The organism is Variovorax sp. GW823-FHT04F07 (genome assembly GCF_058795995.1).
Genome location: NZ_JBXAIG010000008.1, coordinates 39,420 through 55,007, shown reverse-complemented (window position 1 = coordinate 55,007; position 15,588 = coordinate 39,420). Strand labels below are relative to the sequence as shown.

General features: G+C 69.4%; 13 protein-coding genes. 12 read left to right on the top strand and 1 reads right to left on the bottom strand.

From position 1 onward, the window contains the following. The first annotated feature begins 246 nt into the window (after positions 1-246). The 5 genes from AC1RAA_RS27750 to AC1RAA_RS27730 are packed head-to-tail and all read left to right on the top strand — an operon-like array spanning position 247 to position 4,808. Positions 247-1,470 carry a CaiB/BaiF CoA transferase family protein gene (locus tag AC1RAA_RS27750; protein WP_492727715.1) on the top strand — a complete coding sequence of 408 codons (1,224 nt, stop codon included), beginning with the start codon at positions 247-249 and terminating at the stop codon, positions 1,468-1,470. A gap of 34 nt (positions 1,471-1,504) precedes the next feature. After that, positions 1,505-1,975: a hotdog family protein gene (locus AC1RAA_RS27745; protein ID WP_492727714.1), complete on the top strand. Its 471-nt coding sequence runs from the start codon at positions 1,505-1,507 to the stop codon at positions 1,973-1,975. Between the two features lies 1 nt (position 1,976). Next, positions 1,977-2,780, top strand: coding sequence for a crotonase/enoyl-CoA hydratase family protein (locus AC1RAA_RS27740; protein WP_492727713.1), 804 nt, complete (start codon positions 1,977-1,979; stop codon positions 2,778-2,780). 15 nt (positions 2,781-2,795) lie between these two features. Then, entirely contained in the window at positions 2,796-3,776 is a 981-nt protein-coding gene (locus AC1RAA_RS27735; RefSeq protein WP_492727712.1) for a tripartite tricarboxylate transporter substrate binding protein, read from the top strand. A gap of 60 nt (positions 3,777-3,836) precedes the next feature. Beyond that, a complete protein-coding gene (locus AC1RAA_RS27730; RefSeq protein WP_492727711.1) occupies positions 3,837-4,808 on the top strand; it encodes a Bug family tripartite tricarboxylate transporter substrate binding protein in 972 nt (323 codons plus the stop codon). Here AC1RAA_RS27730 and AC1RAA_RS27725 read toward each other — a convergent pair. Then, on the bottom strand, positions 4,796-5,719 hold the full coding sequence (locus AC1RAA_RS27725; RefSeq protein WP_492727710.1) for a LysR family transcriptional regulator: 924 nt from the start codon (positions 5,717-5,719) through the stop codon (positions 4,796-4,798). The two genes, AC1RAA_RS27730 and AC1RAA_RS27725, sit on opposite strands and share 13 nt — an antisense overlap. Before the next feature lie 144 nt (positions 5,720-5,863). On the opposite strand from AC1RAA_RS27725, the gene AC1RAA_RS27720 reads away from it, so the two are divergent. The 7 genes from AC1RAA_RS27720 (at position 5,864) to AC1RAA_RS27690 (ending at position 15,584) form a co-directional block, all read left to right on the top strand. Then, a complete protein-coding gene (locus AC1RAA_RS27720) occupies positions 5,864-7,021 on the top strand; it encodes an acyl-CoA dehydrogenase family protein (RefSeq protein WP_492727709.1) in 1,158 nt (385 codons plus the stop codon). Between the two features lie 24 nt (positions 7,022-7,045). After that, positions 7,046-8,062 (top strand): acyl-CoA dehydrogenase family protein, encoded by a 1,017-nt coding sequence (locus AC1RAA_RS27715; protein ID WP_492727708.1) that lies wholly within the window; start codon positions 7,046-7,048, stop codon positions 8,060-8,062. 54 nt (positions 8,063-8,116) lie between these two features. Then, the gene (locus AC1RAA_RS27710) at positions 8,117-9,226 is read left to right on the top strand and encodes a CaiB/BaiF CoA transferase family protein (RefSeq protein WP_492727707.1); all 1,110 of its coding nucleotides are present in this window, start codon (positions 8,117-8,119) and stop codon (positions 9,224-9,226) included. Positions 9,227-9,286: 60 nt separating this feature from the next. Continuing rightward, on the top strand, positions 9,287-12,049 hold the full coding sequence (locus AC1RAA_RS27705; RefSeq protein WP_492727706.1) for a winged helix-turn-helix domain-containing protein: 2,763 nt from the start codon (positions 9,287-9,289) through the stop codon (positions 12,047-12,049). 140 nt (positions 12,050-12,189) lie between these two features. Beyond that, positions 12,190-13,128, top strand: coding sequence for an SDR family oxidoreductase (locus AC1RAA_RS27700; RefSeq protein WP_062474091.1), 939 nt, complete (start codon positions 12,190-12,192; stop codon positions 13,126-13,128). Between the two features lie 45 nt (positions 13,129-13,173). Then, on the top strand, positions 13,174-14,745 hold the full coding sequence (locus AC1RAA_RS27695) for an acyl-CoA synthetase (RefSeq protein ID WP_492727705.1): 1,572 nt from the start codon (positions 13,174-13,176) through the stop codon (positions 14,743-14,745). Further along, positions 14,742-15,584, top strand: coding sequence for an enoyl-CoA hydratase/isomerase family protein (locus tag AC1RAA_RS27690; RefSeq protein WP_492727704.1), 843 nt, complete (start codon positions 14,742-14,744; stop codon positions 15,582-15,584). Before AC1RAA_RS27695 ends, AC1RAA_RS27690 begins: the two co-directional genes overlap by 4 nt. The last annotated feature ends 4 nt before the right edge of the window (positions 15,585-15,588 follow it).

Sequence of the window (15,588 nt, the reverse complement as noted above, 5' to 3'; positions counted from 1 at the left end):
AGCAACTTGCTGCTGCCGATCTCGCCGGCGTTCGGGTGGGAGCGGTTGCGGGACGCACGATCTGTCCGATCGAGCACCCGATACCCAACGCGTATCGCCCGACATGAAGACGGTATTTCACGGCCAACACCGGTTCCCCTAGCATCGTTCCAACGATACGGGAGACCGAATGGACACAAGGACAGAAGCGGCGGGTCGCTTCCTTTCGCGCACCGCGATACCGGCTTCGAAAAGCCAGGGGGCCCCATGAGCGGACCCCTCGACGGTGTGCGCATCATCGACATGACCGCGGTGCTGATGGGCCCCTATGCCACCCAGATCCTCGGCGACCTGGGCGCCGACGTCATCAAGATCGAGTCGCCCGGCGGCGACACGGTGCGCGGCATCGGGCCCGGCCGCAATCCCGGCATGGGCGGCATCTTCCTGCACGCCAATCGCAGCAAGCGCAGCGTGGTGCTGGACCTCAAGCAGCCCGACGGCCGCGAGGCGCTGCTGCGGCTCGCCGCCGATGCCGACGTGCTCATCTACAACGTCCGGCCGCAGGCCATGGCGCGCCTGGGGCTGGACTACGCCGCCATTGCTGCCGTCAATCCGCGCATCCTGTATGTCGGCGTGTACGGCTATGGGCAAGACGGGCCCTATGCGGCCAAGCCGGCCTATGACGACCTGATCCAGGGCGCGGCCGCGATTCCCACCTTGGGCGTGCGCGCGGGCGCCGACGTGCCGCGCTACGTGCCCAGTGCCATGGTCGACCGCATCGTGGGCATGAGCGCGGCCAACGCCGTGTCGGCGGGCCTCTTCCACCGCGAACGCACGGGCAGGGGGCAATCGATCGACGTGCCCATGTTCGAGACCATGGCGCAGTTCGTTCTGGGCGACCACATGGGCGGCTGCACCTTCGAGCCGCCGATCGGGCCTGCCGGCTACGCGCGGCTGCTCAACGAACACCGCCGTCCCTATGCCACGCTGGACGGTCATCTGTGCGTGCTGATCTACAACGACAAGCAGTGGAAGACCTTCTTCGGCCTGATCGGCAAGTCGCGGGAGATGGAGGCCGATCCGCGTTTCAGCACCATCGGCCGGCGCACCGAGAACATCGGCGAGCTGTACCAGCTGGTGGGCCAGGTGATGAAGACCCGCACATCGGCCGACTGGACCGTACGGCTCGAAGCCGCCGACATCCCCGTCATGCCGATGCACACCCTCGAGTCGCTGATGGACGACCCGCATCTCAAGGCCGTGGGCTTCTTTGAAACCGTGGAACACCCCAGCGAAGGGCGCCTGCGCGCCATGGCGATCGCGACGCGATGGTCAGATTCGCCCCCCGCGGTGGTGCGCCAGGCGCCCCGGCTCGGAGAGCACAGCGCCGAGGTGCTGGCCGAGGCCGGCTACAGCGCGGCGCAGATCGAAGCGCTGGCTGCGCAGGGCGCCACCCTGTTGCCCGCCGAACTGATTTCCGAAGCGAGTTGAACTGCCGTCGCATGGACCTGAACGGAGCGAACCCTTGATCCAGCTGAACACCGGCTTCTATTTCGACGAGCTGCCATCGGGCACGCGCTTTCGTTCCCGTGCCCGCACCGTGACCGAGGCGGACCTCGTGAGCTTCATCAACCTGAGCTGGCTGAACGAGGAGCTGTTCACCGACACCAGCGACCGGGCGCACATGGCGATCGCGGGCCGGGTGGTGCCGGGCGCGCTGGTCTATGCCTTCGCCGAAGGACTGATCACGCCGTCCATGCAGGGCACGGGCCTCGCGTTCCTGAATGCAGAGCTCGACATCGCCGCGCCGACCTTCGTGGGCGACACGATCCATGTCGAATGCGAAGTGATCGAGCGACGCCCCACCGCCAAGCCGGGACGCGGCCTCGTGCGCACCCGCAATTCGGTCCTCAACCAGGATGGCAAGACCGTCCTCACCTACACGCCGCTGCGCATGATGCGCATGAAGCCGGCAGACGAAAAGAAGGCGCACTGACATGGAAGACTTCCTCAAGATCGAACGCGACGGCGGCGTGGCCGTGGTGACGATGAACCGTCCGCAGACCCGCAATGCACTGTCCGACGCAGATGCCGTCGAGTCGCTGATCGCGCTGTGCGACACCGTCAACCGCGACCTGTCCGTGCGCGCCGTGGTGCTGACCGGCGCGGGCACGGCGTTCTCGTCGGGCGGCAACCTGAAGACGCTACGTGACACCATCGGCAGCGGGCTCGGCGAGCCGGTGCATAGCCGCTACGCCTACCGCGACGGCATCCAGCGCCTGCCGCTGGCGTTGTGCAACCTCGAAGTGCCGACCATCGCGGCCGTCAACGGGCCGGCCTACGGCGCGGGCAGCGATCTGGCCTGCATGTGCGACATCCGCATCGCGTCCCGCACGGCCGTGTTCGCCGAAAGCTTCGTCAAGCTCGGCCTGATTCCGGGTGACGGCGGCGCGTGGCTGCTGCCCCGGGCGGTCGGCATGTCGCGCGCCTGCGAGATGGCCTTCACCGGCGATCCCATCGATGCCGCGCAGGCCCTGCAATGGGGGCTGGTCTCCGATGTGGTCGAGCCCGATGCGCTGATGCCCACTGCGTTGCGGCTCGCGCAGCGCATCGCCAGCAATCCGTCGCACGCCCTGCGCATGACCAAGCGGCTGCTGCGCGAGGCACAGCATGCGCGGCTCGACACGGTGCTGGAGATGTCGGCAGGCTTCCAGGCGCTGGCACACCACACCGCCGCACACGAGTCCGCGCTCGATGCCTTTCTCGATGCGGCGAAGGCCCGTGCCGCGGCGCGCGCCTGACAGCGGGGAATGAACATGTCCTTTCACCGGCGCCACATCCTTGCCGCTGCGGGTGCGCTCGCAGCGATGCCCCTGGCCCGCGCGGCCGATGAACCCAAAGCCTGGCCGCAGAAGCCGATCCGGCTGGTGCTGCCTTACGCTGCGGGCGGGCCCACCGACGTCGTGGCACGCGCCATCGGGTTCAAGCTCTCGCAACTGCTGGGGCAGCCGGTGGTCGTCGACAACCGCACCGGCGCCAGCGGCAACATCGCGACCGAGTTCGTGGCCCGCTCGGCACCGGACGGCTACACGGTGCTGTACCACTCGTCGGGCCTGGCCATCAGCCCGGCGCTGCACAAGAACCTGCCCTACGACACGCTGCGCGACCTCGTGCCCGTGGCGCTGCCCGCGTTGATCCCGACCGTGCTCATGGCAAGCCCGAGCTTGCCCGTCGCCAACATCGAGGAGTTCGTGCAGTACATGAAGGCGCGGCCCGGCAAGCTCGCCTACGGCTCGGGCGGGCAGGGCAACGTCACGCACCTGGGTGTCGCGCTGTTCCTGCAGGCCCTGAAGCTCGATGCGATGCATGTGCCCTACAAGGGCACCGCACCCGCCATGGCAGACCTCATGAGCGGACAGACCCAGTTCCTGCTCGACGCCGTGAACTCGTCGCTGCCTTTCATCCGCGATGGCCGCGTGCGCGCGCTGGCCGTGGCCGGCAAGGCGCGCATCGGCGTGCTGCCCGGCGTGCCTGCGTTGGGCGAGTCGCTGATTCCGGGCTTCGACGCCCCCACCTGGCACGGCCTGCTGGTGCCCAAGGGCACGCCGCCGGCCATCGTCAAGGCACTCAACGAAGCCGTCAACAAGGCGGTGGCCGACCCGGGCCTGCGTGGCCAGTTCGAGCCGCAAGGCGTGCTGCTCCAGTCTTCCACGCCCGAGCAGTTCGGCTCCTACCTGCGCGCGGAGCTCAAGCGCTGGGCCGGCGCGGTGCAGGCCGCGGGCGTCGAGGCCGAATAAGAAGACAGGCATCGGACCTGCGACCGGCGAGCCGGACAACAACGACAAGGAACCAGAGACATGAAGACCCCTTTCCTCGCGCGCTGGCTGCTGGCGCTTTCATTGGGCTGCGCCGCCGCGCTGGCGACCGCGGCCGGGTATCCGGACAAGCCCGTCAAGATCATCGTGTCGCTGCCGCCCGGCAGTGGCGCCGACACCACCGCCCGCTTCCTGGCCCGGCACCTGAGCGAAAAACTCGGCCAGCCTTTCCTCGTCGACAACCGGCCCGGCGCCGACAGCTTCATTGCCGCGCGCGCCGTGGCCACCGCACCGGCCGACGGCTACACGATGTTCGTCGCCAGCAACTCGCCGATGGTGACCAACGTGGCCGTGTTCCGGCAGTTGCCCTACGACGCGGTGAAAGACTTCCAGCCGCTGGCGCGCATCGCCCGCTTTCCGATGGTGCTGGTCGTGCCCGCCAGCTCGCCTTTCAAGACCCTGCAAGACCTGGTGGTGGCTGCGCGCCAGGCGCCGGGCAAGCTCAACTTCGGCAGCGGCACTGCCACCTACCGCGTCGCGCTCGAACTGCTGCACGAGCGCAACCAGATCAAGGCCACGGCCGTGCCCTACAAGGGCACCTCGGCGGCCATGACCGACCTGGCCGGCGGCAACATCGACTACACGATGGCGGAGGTCAGCGCGGTGATGCCGCTGCTGCGCGGCGGCAAGGTGCGTGCGCTGGCCGTCGCCGCCAACGAACGCATCAAGGAACTGCCGCAGGTGCCGACCGTGAGCGAGAGCGGTACGCCCGGCTACGAGTCCTATGCCTGGACCGGCGTGTTCTTTCCCGCGAGCGTGCCCGAGCCCGTGCTCACCCGGGCGTCGCAGGCCATCAAGGAGCTGATGGATAGCGACGAGGCCAGGACCTTCATCACCTTGCAGGGCGGGGCGGTGTTCTACGGCGCGCCGCAGGCCTTCGGCGAGTTCCAACGTGCCGAGATCGAGAAGACCCGGCGCATCGTGAAGACTGCCAACATCGGCTACGAAGACTGAGTCGGTGGCCGCGTTGCAGAAGGCTGGACAGCAGCATGCGCCACCGCGATGAAATTGCGTGCGGCCGGCGTCAAGGCGTCGGGCAGCGTGGCCATCGCGATGCCCACGGTGTACTTGGAGGGCATGTCGGTCAGCGGGATCAGGCGCACGCCGTTGCTGGCGTAGCGCTGCACCACCGCCGGCACCAGCGCCATGCCGAGGCCGCTTTCCACCAGGCCGAGGATCGTTTGAACTTGCACCGCCTCCTGCGTGATGCGCGGCTGCACGCCGGCATCCTGGAACACCTGCATGGTCAGCACATGCATGGTGGGCACCAGCGTGCGCGAGTACGCGATGAAGGGCTCGCCCTCCAGCTCGGCGATGGCGATCTCGCTGCGCTGCGCGAAGGCCGAATCGGCGCTCACGGCCAGCACCAGGTGGTCCAGTTGCAGCACCGTGAGTTCCGCTGCGGTCGGCGTCAGTACTGGATAGCGCACCAATGCGAGGTCGAGCGAGTGGTCCTCGATGCGCCGCAGCAGATCGGTGGTGGTCGATTCCTCGATCTCCAGATCCACGCGCGGGTACTGGCGGTGAAAGCTGCGCACGATCTGCGGCATCAGCGAATAGGTGGCCGAGCCGACGAAGCCGATGCGCAGCAGGCCTTCTTCGCCCGCCACGCCGTCGCGGGCCGCGCGGCGGACCTCGTCGACGAAGAACAGCGCGCGCTTGGCGTTCTGCAGCACGGCTTCGCCGGCGGCGGTCAGCCGCAGGCCGGTGGAGAGCCGGTCGAACAGGAGCACGCCGAGTTCTTCCTCGAGCTTCTTGATCGAGGTGGACAGCGGCGGCTGCGCCATGTGCAGCCGCTCTGCGGCGCGATGAAAGTTGAGCGTCTCCGACAGGACGACGACCTGCCGCAGTTGGCGAAGCTCCATGGGGGCGAATGTCTCGGTGATTGCGGCAGTAACGGGTGGCCCGCTGCGGCTGCCAAACGGTGCAGGAGCCACGCGGATTATGGCGCTTGCACCTGCCCGACCGAAGCGGGCAAAACCCGATGAAGCATCTGTGAGGACACACCATTGAATACCCTGCAATCGTTTTCGCTGGTCGCGATTCCACCGGAGGACGAGGCCTTGCGCGCGCCGGTGCGCGCCTTTCTGCAGTCGGCGCTGCGCGGTGTCGCGCCGGCCGTGCGGGCGCGCTCCTGGATGGGGTTCGACGCCGACTTCAGCCGCGCGCTCGGGCATCAGGGCTGGATCGGCCTGACGCTGCCCCAGGCCTATGGCGGCGCCGGGCGCAGCAGCTTCGCGCGCTTCGTGCTGCTCGAAGAACTGCTCGCCGCGGGCGCACCCGTCTCGGCCCACTGGATCGCGGACCGGCAGACCGCGCCGCTGATCCTGCGCTACGGCAGCGAGGCGCAGCGCGCGTTCTTCGTGCCGCGCATCGCGCGCGGCGAACTCTTCACCAGCATCGGCATGAGCGAGCCCGACACCGGCTCCGACCTGGCCGGTGTCCGCTCGCGGGCCGTTCCCACCGCCACCGGCTGGCGCCTGAACGGTCGCAAGATCTGGACGACCAATGCGCACCGCGCGCAATACATGTGCACGCTGGTCCGCACCTCGGGCACGTCGGAAGACCGGCACAAGGGCCTGTCGCAGTTGCTGGTCGACCTGACGCTGCCGGGCATCACCGTGCGGCCGATCCGCGATCTCAGCGGTGACGGACACTTCTGCGAGGTGCTCTTCGAGGATGTCGAGCTGCCAGCCGATGCGCTGGTCGGCGAAGAGGGCGCGGGCTGGCAACAGGTGACGGCCGAACTGGCCTTCGAGCGCAGCGGACCCGAACGCATCTACTCCAGCCTCGTGCTCGCCGAAGCCTGGCTCGCCGAACTGCGCCAGGGCCCGGCCCCGGCCGCCGGCGTGCAGGTCATCGCGGGGCGCATCGCCGCGCGCATGGCGGTGCTGCGCGCGATGTCGCTGGCGGTGGCGGAGCAGTTGGGCCGTGGGCTCGATCCCGCGTTCGAGGCCTCGCTGGTGAAAGACCTGGGCACCGAGTTCGAACAGGCGATACCCGGATGGATCGAGGAAGCCTTCGATGCGCCCGGCCATCTGGTGCCGTCGGCCGGCCTGCTGCAGACCCTGGCCTACGTGACGCAACTGGCGCCGAGCTTTTCCCTGCGCGGCGGCACGCGCCAGATCATGCGCGGCATCATCGCCCGCGGGCTGGGCGTTCGCTAGCAGCGCCGCACACAAGGACACATGATGGACGACACACTCCTTGACGAATTCGAACGCCCGCTGCGCGCGCTGTGCACGGACGACACCTTGCGCGCCGTCGAAGCCGGCGCGCCCACCGACGCGCTGTGGCAGGCCATCGATGCGCTCGGCTACACCGATGCACTCGTGGCGGAAGCGCAGGGCGGCGCGGGCCTGTCGCTGCGCGAGCTGTTCGCGCTCGTGTTCGCCGCCGGCAAGGCCGGGCTCGGGCTTCCCTTCGGCGAGACCGCCGTTGCGCGCGCACTGCTGGCTGCGGCTGGGCATGGCGAGCGGCGCGGCGCCGGCCCCATCGCGATCGCACCGGGTGTTCCCGGCGACGCGGGTTCCGTCGTTTGCCGCGACGTGCCCGGTGGCGCGCTCGCGCATCAGGTGCTCGTGAGCTGGCAAGGCGAGTGGCTGCTGCTGCCGCGCGATCGTGCAACGGCCACGCCGGGTGCATGGCGCCCGCAGGCTTCGGCCACCCTGCAGTGGCACAAACCTGATCTCGCCGTGGTGCGCTTCGATGCGGGCGCGGCCGATGCCGTGGCGCTTTGCAACGCACTTCACGCCGCAGGCATGGCGGGCGCCATGGCGCGCGTGCTCGAACTGGTGACCGACTACGCGCGCGACCGCAAGCAGTTTGGTCGGCCGATCGCGCAGTTCCAGGCCGTGCAGCAGGAACTCAGCGTGCTGGGCGAGCAGGCGCATTCGGCCACGCTGGCCGCACGCCTGGGATGCAGCGCTGCGGGCGTGCAACCCGATCCGTTGCTGGCGGCCACCGCGAAGCTGCGGGCCTGCGAGGCGGCGCGCAGCGTCTGCGCCATAGCGCACGCCGTGTTCGGTGCCATCGGCATCACCGAGGAACATGTGCTCGGCCTGTACACGCGCCGCCTGCATGAGTGGCGGGCCGTGCCGGGCACGGAGACGCAGTGCGCGCGCCTGTTGGGCGAGGCCCTGCTCGCGCAACCCGACGGGCTGTTCGATTTCGTCCGGCTGCGCTTGTCCGCGCCGGCCCTGGCCTGAGTTTTGACCAATCCGCGTGGCACGCAGTCGCCACGCATCGAAGGAGACAAGCGAATGGGACCCTTGCAAGGAATCAGGATCGTGGAGCTCGCCGGCATCGGCCCGGGCCCCATGGCCTGCATGTTGCTGGCCGACCTGGGCGCCACGGTGCTGCGCATCGATCGCACCGAGGCGGCCGACCTGGGCGTCAAGCGCCCGGCCAAGTACAACCTGCTGCTGCGCAACCGCCAATGCGCGATGCTCGACCTCAAGCAGCCCGCTGCCGTCGAGCAGGTGCTGGAACTCGTGGAGAACGCCGACGTGCTGATCGAGGGGTTCAGGCCCGGCGTGGCGGAGCGCCTCGGGCTCGGGCCTGAAATCTGTCTCGCGCGCAATGCACGCCTCGTGTACGGCCGCATGACGGGCTGGGGCCAGACCGGCCCGCTCGCGCATGCGGCAGGCCATGACGTGAACTACCTCGCGCTCACCGGTGCGCTGAACGCCATCGGCCGCAAGGACCAGGCGCCTTCGATTCCCCTGGCCCTGGCTGGCGACATGGGCGGCGGCGCGCTCTACCTGGTGATGGGCGTGCTCGCGGCGCTGCTGGAAGCGCGCGGCTCCGGCCAGGGCCAGGTCGTCGATGCAGCCATCGTCGACGGCGCGGCTTCGCTGGCCACCTCCTTCTACGGCCTGCATGCCGCGGGGCTGTGGGACGAACGCCGCGGCACCAACATCCTGGACACCGGCGCGCCTTTCTACGAGGTCTACGAATGCCAGGACGGCGGATGGATCTCGGTCGGCCCGATCGAGGCGCGCTTCTATGCGCAGCTGCTGCAGAAGCTGGACCTCGATGCCGCAGCGCTCGGCGACCAGCACGACCGCGGCGCATGGGCACAGGCCAAGGTGCAGATCGCGCAGCGCTTCAAGTCGCGCACGCGGCAACAGTGGTGCGACCTGCTCGAAGGCAGCGATGTCTGTTTTGCGCCGGTGCTGTCCTTTGCCGAGGCGCCGCAGCACGCACACATGAAGGCGCGCGGCACCTTCATCGAGGTCGAGGGCGTGGTGCAACCGGCCCCGGCGCCGCGCTTCAGCCGCACCGTGCCCGCCATGCCCAGGGCGCCCCAGGAATCGCCGGACGCCGACCTCGCCGCCATCGCCGCCGAATGGCGCATCGCGCGACGCTGACTTGCGCATCGGCGCTCCATACTGCGGGGAGTCTCTTCCTTCGTGTCCATGGATGAATCCTTGAACCCCAGCCTTGCGACGGTGCCGGATCGCAGGATCGAACCGGTCGCCAGCACCAAGCTGCTTCCGCCACGCCCGTCGCGCCGGCTGGTGCCGCGCGACGCCTTGCAGGCGCGGCTGCTGGAGGCCCGGCGCCAGCGCTGCGTGGTCGTGCAGGGGCCCGCGGGCAGCGGCAAGACCAGCACGCTGGTGGCCTGGCGGCAGGCCCTGCTGGCGTTGGACTTCGATGTCGCCTGGCTGTCGCTGTCCGCCGAAGACTGCGAGCCGACACGCTTCTTCGACTGCCTGCTGGCCAGCATCGGCGAGGTCGATCCCGACGCTGTGCGCGAGGCGGCGCTGCTGATGGGGCGGGACAGCGACGAGTCTGCGCTCGAGCATGCCGTGATCACGGTCGTGCAGGCCATCTCGTCGCGCTCGCGGGAGCTGGTGCTGATGCTCGACGACCTCCAGCACCTGGAGGACGCGCGCATCTTCCAGGTGCTGCAATGGCTGCTCGACTACGCACCGCCGCGGCTGCACCTGGCGTTCGCTTCGCGCACCGCCTTGCCGCTGTCGTTCGCGCGGCTGCGCTCCCAGGGCCTCGTGAGCGAGTTCGACTTGCGCGACCTGCGCTTCACCGCCGAGGAAACCGAGCGCTTCCTGCGCGAGCAGCTGGCCAGCGTCGACAAGCGCGACGTGCAGGTGCTGCACGAGCTCACCGATGGCTGGGTGGCCGGCCTGCAGCTGTTCGTGGTCGACATGCAGGCCAAGCGCGGCGCCCCGTATGCCCGGGTGCAGGTGCGCGACGCGCAGGCCTTTGCCAGCTACTTCGAAGGCGAAGTGCTGGCGCACCTGCCGCCCGATGAGCTGGCGCTGCTCACGCGGCTGGCCCTGTGCAACCGTTTCTGCGCCTCCCTGTGCGCCGCGTTGCTGGTGCTGCCGCACGCTGGTGCGGACATGGCGTTGCGGCTGGCGCGCCTCGATAGCGAGAACCTGTTCATCAGCCAGGTCAGCAGCCACGACCGCGAGACCTGGTATCGCGTGCATCCGCTGCTGCGCGAGATCCTTCTGGCGCGCCTGGAAAGGCTGCCGGGCGAGGAACGCGGTGCGCTGCACGGCGCGGCCTGGCGCTGGTTCGAGGCGCACGGGCACTTCGACGAAGCCGTGCGCCATGCGGTGCTGGCGGGCGATGCGCACGCGGCAGCCGACATCGTGGAGGCCTGCGCGTCCGACCTGCTGGCCCGGGGCGAACTGACCTCGCTGGGCGGCCTCATGCGGCGGCTGCCGATGGCCCAGGTGCAGGCGCGCTTCGGGCTGCGGCTCGTGGCGGCCTACCTGCGCCTGTATGCGCGCGACATCGAAGCGCTCGAGGGCAGCATCTCGCAGCTGGAGGCGGAATTCGACACGCTGGACGCACTGCAGCGCCGGGGTCTCACGCTGCTGCGCGGCGGCCTGGCGCTTCAGCGCGACGACACCGAGACCCTGCTGGCGATCGCGCCGCAACTCGAAGCCATTCCCGACGACGCGCAGGCCATCTTCGCGGGTCGCAACCACCTGCTGGCCTGGGTGCACATGTACCGCGATGCCTACGCCGAAGCCCGCGCGCTGCTGGAAGAGGCCGCGCAGCAGCACGGCACCTCGACCGGGCGCGGCCTGATCGCGCGCTGCCTCGCCGGCATGAGCTTTGCGCTCGAAGGCCGCATGACTGAAGCGGAGCACCTGTTCCGCGCGGTACTGCAGGAGGCGCAAGGACACGGCGCCGCCCGCATCGGCGTGGCCAGCATGGCCGCGGGCCTGCAAAGCGACGTGCTCTACGAGTGGAACGAACTCGAGGCCGCCTGCAGCCTGCTCGAGCCTCGCATCGAGGTGCTGGAGCGCGCCTCGATTCCCGATGCGGTGCTGCGTGCCTTTGTCGTCCTGGCGTGCGCGCACTGGCTGGCGGGCCGTCGCCTCGAAGCGCTCGACCACCTGGACCACCTGGAGGACTACGCCGTGCGCCACAGCCTGGACCGCTTGCTCGCGCATGCGCTGGTCCTGCGCCTGCGCCTGTACCTCAAGCAAGGCGAGACCGCGCAGGCCGACCAGGTGTTCGATCGGATCAAGGTGCTGAACGTGCGCCATGCCGATGCGGGCAAGGGCACGGCCGCCGAAACCTGGCGCATCACCGAGCGTGCGCGTGCCGACATGTGCCTGCACTGGAACGACTTCGACGGCGCCGTCGATTGCCTGAAGCCCCTCGTGGCGTGCACCGAATCGGCTGGCCGGTTGCGCATCCTGGCGGCCCTTCGGCTGCAACTGGCCATCGCGGAGTCGGGGCGCGGCAACCCGCGGCCCGCGCGTGAGCAGGCGATCGAAGCCTTGCGGCTGGGCCATCGGCTCGGTCTCGTGCGCAGCCTGCTGGACGTATCGGCGAACGTGCCGTCGCTCCTCGATGCGCTGCTGGCGGATGCGGCGCTCGACCCGGTCCTTGCGTTCTATGCGCGGCGGCTGCTGGAGGCGGCCGCGGCCACGCGACGCGCACGTGCGGCCGTCCGCATGGCCAAGAGCGCCGCAGCCGAAGGCGTGGCCGTCGACCTGCTCAACGAGCGCGAGCGCGAGGTGCTCGACCTCGTGGCGCAAGCCATGCCCAACAAGAAGATTGCCCGCGTGCTGGGCGTCACGCCCCACACCGTGAAGTGGCATCTGCGCAAGATCTACAGCAAGCTGGGCGTCGCTGAGCGCGACGAAGCGGTTGCGCGCATGCGCGATCTCTCGCTGGTCCGGGAAACCCCCAGGCTGCACTGAACACCGGCTAGCCATCGCGGCTAGTGGCTCGCGGCCTTCGGCTTCGCATCATCGATGCATGCGGCAGCGCCTGTCAGGCGGCTGCCGCTGCGGACCGCCCGGTCCGGCACATCGATCCCAGCGAAACGAAAGGAATGGAGATGCAACAGCTCTGCAAGGACCGCGTGGTCGTCATCACCGGCGCCGGCCGCGGCCTCGGCCGCGAATACGCACTGGAATTCGCGCGCCAGGGCGCGAAGGTGGTCGTCAACGACCTGGGCGCCAGGCCCGACGGCACAGGCGCCATGAACGGCCCGGCCCAGGAAGTGGTGGCCGAGATCCGCGCGATGGGCGGCGAGGCCGTGGCCAACACCGACGACGTGTCCGACTGGGAGGGCGCCAGGCGGCTGATCGAGGCCGCGATCACCGCGTTCGGCGGGCTCGACGTGCTGGTCAACAACGCTGGCATCCTGCGCGACAAGACGCTCGTGAACATGGACATCGACGATTTCGACGCCGTGATCCGCGTCCACCTGCGCGGCACCTTCGCGCCGATGCGCCATGCCGCCGCGTACTGGCGCGAAGAGGCCAAGGCCGGCCGGCCGCGCGTGGCGCGCGTCGTCAACACCAGTTCGTCGTCCGGGCTGTACGGCATCGTTGGCCAGACCAACTATGGCGCGGCCAAGGCCGGCATCGCCAACATGACCATCGTCGCGTCGCGCGAGCTGGAGCGCTACGGCGCGACGGTCAATGCGATCTACCCGACCGCGATGAGCCGCCTCACGGAAGACCTGTTCAAGAGCGGCCAGCTCAACCCCAAGGCACCGGCCGGCGCCGCCGGATTCGACCCGCTGGACGCAGCGAACGTGGCGCCGCTGGTCGTCTGGCTGGGCAGCGTGCATTCCGGCGCCGTCACCGGCCGAGTGTTCGGCGCCAAGGGCGGGCGCATCACGGTGGCCGAAGGGTGGCGCGCCGGTCCTCACGTGCAGAAGGACAGCCGCTGGACCGTCGCCGAGCTGGGCGAGGTGCTGCCCGGCCTTGTCGCGCGCGCGGCGCCGAATGCCGACCTGAGCGGCCAGCTGAATGCGTCGAACGCGTGACATGAACAAGGACTGCGTACACCGGTCCGCCCCAGGAGGCACCGCATGAAAACGGCGAACTACCTTGGAGACTTTGCCGCCCTGACGCCGGACAAGCCCGCCGTCATCAACGGCAGCAGCGGCGAGCGCCTCAGCTACCGCGAACTGGACGAACGCTCCAACCGGCTCGCACAGGTGCTGTACGCCCAGGGCCTGCGCCGCGGCGATTGCATCGCGATGCTGCTGGAGAACCACATGCGCTGCTTCGAGGTCGCCTGGGCGGCCTTTCGCTCGGGGCTGCTGCTGACGGCGGTCAACCGGTTCCTCACGGCGGGGGAGGTGGCCTACATCGTGGAGGACAGCGGTGCGCAGGTGCTGGTCTCCTCGGTCGCGATGGCCGGTGTCGCGGCCGAGCTGGCCGGCACCACGCCGCACTGCGCGCGGCGGCTGATGATCGACGGCGTCATTCCCGGGTGGGAGTCCTACGAGCAAGCCGTGGCCGGCGCGCCGGCGCAGCGGCTGGCCGAGGAGTGGGTGGGCGGCACGCTGCTGTACAGCTCCGGCACGACCGGCCGGCCCAAGGGCATCGTGCGCGCGGCGGCCCGTGCGCGCTTCGACGACGACGTGGCCGACCCGCGCCTGATGATGATGCACCGGTACAAGTTCGACGCCGATTCGGTCTACCTGTCGACGGCGCCGCTGTACCACGCAGCCCCGCTGTCCTATGCGACCAACACGCACTTCTTCGGCGGCACCGTGGTGTTCATGCCCAAGTTCGATGCGGTCGAGTCGCTGGCGCTGATCGAGCGTTACCGCGTCACCCACAGCCAGTGGGTGCCGACCATGTTCATCCGGTTGCTGAAGCTGCCGGACGCATCCCGCGAAGCCTTCGACCTGTCCAGCCACCGCGTGGCCATCCATGCCGCGGCGCCGTGTCCTGCCGAGGTCAAGCGCCGCATGATCGATTGGTGGGGCCCGATCGTGGTGGAGTACTACGGCGGCAGCGAAGGCAACGGCCTCACCTCCATCGACAGCCGCGAAGCGCTCGCGCACCCCGGCTCGGTGGGCCGTGCCGTGCTGGGCGTGCTGCGCATCTGCGACGACGACGGCAATGAGCTTCCGGCGGGCCAGGACGGGCTGATCTATTTCGAGCGCGACAAGCTGCCCTTTCACTATCACCGCGACCCCGACAAGACCCGCGCGGCCCAGCATCCACGGCACCCGAACTGGACCGCGATCGGCGACATCGGCCACCTGGACGCGGACGGCTACCTGTACCTGACCGACCGGCTCTTCTACATGATCATTTCGGGCGGGGTGAACATCTACCCGCAGGCCATCGAGGATGCGTTGGCCCTGCACCCCAGCGTGCAGGACGCCGCCGTGATCGGCGTGCCCGATGCCGAGATGGGCGAGGCCGTGAAGGCCGTCATCGAGCCCGCGCCCGGCGTGGCGCCCACGCCGGCCTTGGCCGAAGCGCTCATCGCCTTCCTGCGCGGCAAGGTCGCGAGCTACATGCTGCCGCGCTCGGTGGACTTCATCGACGAGATGCCGCGCCTTCCCACCGGAAAGCTCTACAAGCGCGCGCTGCGCGAGCGCTATGCCAAGCCTGAACTGAACCAGGAACCACAGACATGAACGACACCACCGAAACCCTGCGTGCGTCGCAGTTGCGCATCGAAGGCGGCATCGCCGAACTCAGTCACCAGCGACCGGCGCTGCGCAATGCGCTGTCGACCGAACTGCAGATGGACTATGCCGACGTGATCGCGCGCGTCGAGAGCGACCGCGAGATCCGCGTGCTGCTGATCACCGGCTCGGGCGGCAGCTTCTCGGCCGGCGGCGACGTCAAGTTCATGCGCGAACGGCTGACCGATCCGAACGTGGCGACGGCGGACTACATGCGCGGCCGGCTGCGCAAGGCGCACCAGTGGCTGACCCGCCTGCGCGAACTCGAGGTGCCGGTGGTCGCCGCGGTCGACGGGCCGGCCTACGGCGCGGGCTTCGGCCTGGCATTGCAGGCGGACTTCGTGCTCGCATCGACGCGCGCGGTGTTCTGCGCTTCGTTCGCGCGCCTGGGCGCCGTGCCCGACTTCGGCCTGCTGCACACGCTGCCGCGCATCGTGGGCCTGTCCCGCGCGAAGGAGCTCATGCTGACGGCGCGCCGCCTGGGGGCCGAGGAGGCGCAGGCCTGGGGCCTCGTGCATGCGGTCCATGCGGACGATGCGCTGCAGGCCGAGGCGAGGGCGTTCGCGCAGCGCCTGTGCGCAGGCCCGCGCGAGGCGGCCGGCATGACCAAGAACCTGGTCAACCGAAGTTTCGAGACCGACTGCGCCGCGATGTTCACGGCCGAGGCCAGCGCGCAGGCCGTGGCCATGCAGACGCCTTATCACGCCCAGGCCGTGGCCGACTTCGCGCGCGACGGTGCCTTCCGCTACGACTGGGACCGCATGGCGGCCGGGCGGTCCACCTCCTGAATCG